This window comes from Loktanella sp. DJP18 (assembly GCF_049310965.1).
Classification (GTDB): Bacteria; Pseudomonadota; Alphaproteobacteria; order Rhodobacterales; family Rhodobacteraceae; genus Loktanella.
This window is the reverse complement of record NZ_JBMERN010000179.1, coordinates 1-5,725: the sequence shown is the minus strand read 5'-3', so window position 1 is coordinate 5,725 and position 5,725 is coordinate 1. Positions and strand designations below refer to the sequence as shown.

General features: G+C 59.6%; 5 protein-coding genes and 2 pseudogenes. 2 read left to right on the top strand and 5 right to left on the bottom strand.

Annotated features, from left to right (window positions below; all coding sequences use genetic code 11):
- A pseudogene (locus ACOI1H_RS23135) lies at positions 1-254 on the bottom strand (GNAT family N-acetyltransferase); the annotation flags it as partial.
- Positions 255-313: 59 nt separating this feature from the next.
- On the opposite strand from ACOI1H_RS23135, the pseudogene ACOI1H_RS23130 reads away from it, so the two are divergent.
- Together ACOI1H_RS23130 and ACOI1H_RS23125 are read left to right on the top strand one after the other, a co-directional pair.
- Positions 314-937, top strand: a pseudogene (locus tag ACOI1H_RS23130) (tyrosine-type recombinase/integrase); the annotation flags it as partial.
- 437 nt (positions 938-1,374) lie between these two features.
- Positions 1,375-1,626, top strand: a complete 252-nt coding sequence (locus ACOI1H_RS23125; protein ID WP_422440503.1) for a hypothetical protein — start codon at positions 1,375-1,377, stop codon at positions 1,624-1,626.
- A gap of 155 nt (positions 1,627-1,781) precedes the next feature.
- Here the strand turns inward: ACOI1H_RS23125 and ACOI1H_RS23120 are convergent, their stop codons facing one another.
- From ACOI1H_RS23120 to osmF, 4 genes are read right to left on the bottom strand one after another with little or no spacing between them, the layout of a single operon-like run.
- Positions 1,782-2,516, bottom strand: a complete 735-nt coding sequence (locus ACOI1H_RS23120) for an ABC transporter permease (RefSeq protein ID WP_422440501.1) — start codon at positions 2,514-2,516, stop codon at positions 1,782-1,784.
- A complete protein-coding gene (locus tag ACOI1H_RS23115) occupies positions 2,513-3,448 on the bottom strand; it encodes an ABC transporter ATP-binding protein (RefSeq protein ID WP_422440500.1) in 936 nt (311 codons plus the stop codon). The genes ACOI1H_RS23120 and ACOI1H_RS23115 overlap by 4 nt, the downstream gene beginning before the upstream one ends.
- A complete protein-coding gene (locus tag ACOI1H_RS23110; RefSeq protein WP_422440499.1) occupies positions 3,435-4,610 on the bottom strand; it encodes an ABC transporter permease in 1,176 nt (391 codons plus the stop codon). Before ACOI1H_RS23110 ends, ACOI1H_RS23115 begins: the two co-directional genes overlap by 14 nt.
- 18 nt (positions 4,611-4,628) lie before the next feature.
- Positions 4,629-5,537 carry a glycine betaine ABC transporter substrate-binding protein OsmF gene (gene osmF / locus ACOI1H_RS23105; protein ID WP_422440498.1) on the bottom strand — a complete coding sequence of 303 codons (909 nt, stop codon included), beginning with the start codon at positions 5,535-5,537 and terminating at the stop codon, positions 4,629-4,631.
- Between the last annotated feature and the right edge of the window lie 188 nt (positions 5,538-5,725).

Below are 5,725 nucleotides of genomic sequence, written 5' to 3'. Positions count from 1 at the left end.
ATATAGACATAGGTAAGGTGCCGCACCTCCGGCCCCACGCCCTGCCTCAGGGCGAAGAACCCCACGTCCCGTCCCGATGCATCCTGAAGGTAAAATGAGATGTCCTCAGGGTCTCCGAGCCACTTGTGGTGCCATTCAACCTCATCGAAGGGCACTTTCGCATTCGGATTGAGCAACGGAATGTCCGCATCCCGCAGCATCGATGCCAATGGAATGAGATCACGGTCGCGGTTACATCGCAGGATGAGTGCCATAGGTTCTTCCTTGAGCTGGGCCCGGTGCCCGCGCGCCGGGTACATTCTGAAAGGCACGTATTTGGCACAGATGCCGCGGCCCGGTCAAACCAGGTGCCATCCGCGATTTCGCGGCCTTTCTTGAGCGATCACCCGACACGGCGACGCCGGAGGATCTGCGCGCCTATCAGCTCCACATGTCGGACACCGGAGTGACCCCGTCGACCTTCAACACGCGCATCGCGGCGCTGCGGTTCTTTTTCGGCATGACCTGCCGGCGCGAAGAGATAAAGCGTTACATGCAATTCCGCACCGAACCGCGCAAGCTGCCGGTCGTCTTCAGCGACGAGGAGGTGTCCGACATCCTGATGGCAGCACCAGGGCCGGGGCTGAAGTATCGGGCTGCGTTGAGCATAAGCTATGGTGCCGGGCTGCGCACGGCCGAGGTCTGCAACCTCAAGATCGGCGCCACCGACAGCGACCGGATGCTGATCCATGTCGAGCAGGGCAAGGGCCAGAAGGACGGCAAGGTCATGCTGCCGCCCGGGTTGCTGGAGCTTTTGCGCGCCTGGTGGCGCGAGGCACGCCCCGAGGGCTGGCTGATCCCCGGCAAGCCGAAGATCAACCCGATCTCACCGCGCCAGCTGAACCGCGCCTTCACCTCGGCCAAACACATGGCCGGGGTCAAAAAGCCCGCCACCTTGAGGTGCTCCCCATTCCCTGGAAGGAACCTGGCGCTTTTCAAGCTCTGATCTGCTCCTGCTGATCGGGTTGCGTTGCTTCAACTTTCAGTGAGTAGACCACTGCCGGTGGCTGTCCGCCAAGGGTCCCAACTCCACTGGTTCATCATCGTCGGATGCACGCCGAACTGGCTCGCCAGTTCCGACCGTTGTTCGGGCTTACGCGGCCCCACTGGGGCCACGGTCCCTCCAACCCTCTCCTGTCAGCGCTTCCAATGCCACCTTCGCCTTGAACTCAGGGGGCATGCCGCTTTCGTTTCGACATCTTCGATCTCCTTGGTGGTAAATATCAGCAGACAGCAAATCAGAGCTGACGTCGGTGTCCAGTTTCGGGGACCACCTCCATCATACTCGACCGCCCGGCGACAGCCGATATCGGGTCGAGGTCAGAGAACGCGAAGATGGTGGATCAGATCCGCGAACTTCGCCGTGATACGTTCGCGGCGCTGATGGCTATGGCCGATGGAAATGGCGAAACCGAAGAGCGGACCCGCCAGATCGACGAAACGCTCAAGCGAATGCAATATTCCTTGTCGCAGAATAATCCAGCTCCGGACCTGCAGCGGAACCGAAATACTCTGACCTTTGGGCTACATGAAGTGCGTCAGGCACTTGCCTATGCCTACCTGATCGAAATGGCGACGAGCCGTTAGATCTCCACGACCGCTCCCAACCAGGTGCCACATCCGGGCCAAAGACGAAGCCACTCGCGCGGCAATGGCGCGGGCGGCTAGATGCCGCTAACTTCCGGCAATTGCGGTCTCGCCAATCTGCCTGACAAATGAGGGCTTCTTGGAATGACGACGTCTCAACTACCCATCCGCGCGAGCAGGTACAACTCAAGCTGTACGAGTGCATCATAGATCAACACGGCAAAGAGCCCTACGATCAATCCGCCCTGTAACACGAACGCGGTGTTGTTGGTCAAAAGACCAGCAATGATAACTTCTCCCAGTGTTCGAGCCGCGACAGTAGAACCTATAGTAGCCGTGCCCAAGGCGATGACAATGGAGAGCCGGACACCCGTCAGGGTCACCGGCAATGCCAGCGGCAGTTCAACCCGCAACAGGCGTTGCCATCGACTTAGGCCGATACCGCGTGCAGCTTCCATTGTGGCGCGGGGCAGGTTGGTCAGCGCGGTGACGGCGTTCTCGAAAATTGGCAGCAAGCCATACAGAAAAAGCGCCACCAGTGTCGGTCCCGCACCGAAACCCAAAGCAGGGACAGCAAGCGCCAGCACGGCGACGGGCGGGAAAGTCTGGCCCATATTGGTGATCGTGCGCGACAACGGTCGAAAAGCGGCACCAACCGGGCGCGTCACGAGAATGGCAAGCGTCACAGCGACGATCGTCGCCGCAGCGGAGGCAAGTGCCACAATTCCGAGGTGACTCAGGGACAGGGACAACAGAGACGCCCGCTGATAAATCACCGGGCCACCGTCGGGCGCAAAGGGCGCGAATACCGGAATGAACCATTCGGGCCACAGCACCAAAGCCAGCAGAAGCGCGATCAGCACAGGGCGAAGGATCAGGCCGATCTTCATACGTGTGCCCCAGCCTGAGCGCGAATGGCTTTGAGTGTCACACACCCTACAAGTGCGCCCCCTCTGGTGGCAGGCAGGGCATCGCGCCCCGTCCACAGGCAGGCTGAAAGGGCGTCGCGCAAGCTCGCGGTATCTGGCAGTGCCTCTCCCTCTGCTTCGCCCGGTTCAATGATTTCGGACACTGAGATCAACGACAAAAGCCGCAGGGGCCTCTCGACATCTCCGACCATGTTTGCCACGAAGTCTGTTGCGGGACGGGCGATGATTTCGGCCGGGGGGGCATATTGTACCAGCTTTCCACCGTCCATCACTGCCACGTGATCCCCCAGACTGATAGCTTCTTCCATGTCGTGGGTCACCAACATGATCGTCGATCCCAGCTTGCGCTGGATGTGTCGCAGGTCTTCTTGCGCACGGGTTCGGATGATCGGGTCCAATGCGCCGAAAGGTTCGTCCATCAGCAACAGATCAGGCCGCGATGCCAGCGCACGCGCCACGCCGACACGCTGTTGTTGCCCACCGGACAGTTCGGCTGGAAAGCGGTCGCGGAATTCTGCGGGGTCCATTGAAAACAGCGCGAGCAATTCATCGACGCGGGCGTTGATCTTGTCGCGGGACCATTTCAGCAATTCGGGGACCGCGCCGATATTGCGAGCTACCGTATGGTGCGGGAACAGTCCGTGGCCTTGAATGGCGTAGCCGATGCGCCGTCGCAGAAGATGCGGCTTTACTGATAAGGTGGATGTACCGTTAATTCGCACTTCGCCAGAGGTCGGTTCCTCAAGGCGATTTATCATCCGCAACAACGTTGTCTTGCCAGACCCCGAGGTGCCGACAATCACGGTGATTGATCCGGTTTCCACCGTCATGGATACGTCATCGACGGCGTTTACCGTGCCATAGGTTTTGGTGATGCGGTCAATTTCGATCATGCTGCTTCCTCGGCGTTCGACGGGTGAGTTCGACCAGAATGTCCATGACAATTGCCGCCATCAGGGCCAGCACAACCGTGGGTAATGCGCCCAACAGGATCAAATCGGTCGCGGTCTGGTTCAGCCCCTGAAAGACGAATGTTCCAAAGCCGCCACCACCGATCAGCCCGGCAATGACGGCAAGGCCGATGTTCTGCACAAGCACGATGCGCAGGCCGGTCAGGATGATCGGCAGACCAAGCGGCAACTCTATGCGCAACAGACGCTGGCTGGGCGTCATTCCCATGCCGCGGGCGGCCTCCAGCACTGCGGGCGGCGTTGAGGCGAGGCCAGCCACTGTGTTCCCCACGACAGGCAGCAGCGAATAGAGCAACAGGGCAAGGAATGCGGGGGCAAACCCGATCCCAGCGATGCCGATTGCTTGCGCGCCCGGCACGGTATTTCCGACCCATCCAAGGATCGGGATCATCAGCCCGAACATGGCAAGCGATGGAATGGTCTGCAAAAAACTGAGCACTGGCAGGGTTGCACCCCGTAGTTTGGCGCGGTTGTGGCACAGGATCCCAAGCGGAAAGCCGATCACCGCTGCCGCTGCAAGTGATCCGAAAGCAAGTCCAAGATGCCGCAGAAACTCGGTGAAGAATGCGTCACGGCGGCTGGAAAACTCCTGAAGGACCGACAAGTCGGACAGGAGGCCTGAGCGCAGGATGAGGGCCAATACAACAAGAACTGCGACCAATAGTGATCCGCGCATGACCGGCCCCGGTTTCAGAGAGGCCAACGCATCAGCCATCAGCAATATAAAAATCACCAGCAGGCACCAAGAGCCCGCCGCCGGTGAAACGCGTGCATACTCTCCGGTTTGTGACAGAAGAACGGGCGCGCCCCTGGAGAGCAACCAGAGCAGCCCCGTCAGGCCAAGAACAGCCCCCAGAAAACGCAGGCGTGTCCACCCCGCGACAAGACCCATTGCCAAACCCATGATCACCGCCGCCACGCCGGGGGCGGTGATCGCAGGCCCTGCAATGCGCCATGCGACAATGCCATCACCTGCAACGATGCGATTGGCTGCAATTGTCATGAAAGGGGCCAGTAATCCGGCCAGCCCCAGAACGGCAAAAAGCAACCCGGGCGGCGAAAGGTGTGTGCGAATGCCCGTCATGTCCCCGGCTTCACGCGATCAGTCGAGCACACCCGTTTCAGTCAGGTATTGGCGCGCCACATCTTCGGCAGGCTCCCCGCCGACTTGGATGCGACCGTTTAACCGTTGCAACGTCTGCATATCAAGACCGGCAAAGATCGGGTTCAGAATTTCCGGTATGGAAGGATATTCTGCCAGAACGTCAGCCCGCACGATTGGAGCAGGCTCGTAAACCGGCTGTACGCCTTTGTCGTCTTCCATCACCACAAGTCCGGTCGCGCCAACACCTCCGTCAGTGCCGTATACCATGGCTGCGTTGACGCCCGAGGTGCCGCGTGCGGCGGCCTGAATCGTCGCTGCCGTGTCGCCACCAGACAGGATCACCGTCTGATCGGACGTCAGGCTAAACCCGTAAGTGTCCTGCATTGCAGGCAGGACCGCGGGAGAAGAAACAAACTCCGTCGAGGCAGCGAGTTTGACGTCGCCTCCACCCGCAACCCAGGTGCCGAAGTCAGACATCGAAACCAACTCATTCTCCGCAGCGACTTCACCGGTTACCGCGATCGCCCACGTGTTGTTGGCGGGCGCGGAATCAAGCCATGTGACGTTGTTCTGCTCACGATCCAACTCCGCAGCTCGCGCATGAGCGGCGGCAGCATCTTTCCAGACATCGCTGTCTGCTTCATTGAAGAAAAACGCCGCGTTGCCGGTATATTCGGGGTAGATATCAATCTGGTTGGACAGCAGCGCTTCGCGCACGATCTGCGTGCCGCCAAGCTGTAGGCGGCGCTCGACTGGCAGGTCTGCGTCTTCCAGTGCCAAGGCGATGATATTTCCCAACAAACCGCCTTCGGTGTCGATTTTGGAAGAAACGGTAATGTCGGCAGTAGCAGCGGTTGCCAGTAAGGCGGAAAGGCTCGCTGCGCAGATGAATCGGCGAGATTTCATATTAACGGCTCCGATATGGCAGGGTTGTGGTTGCAGAAAAGTACGAGACTTTTTGAGTTAGCTCGACCGGCATCGAAGCCAAGTACTGTCCCATCTCACCCCTCCTCCGGTCACGGTGAGCCGAGAACACTGATCCATCGAACACCGCATTCTGGACTTGTCGGAGCTGACCTCAGATACGTTGGGCC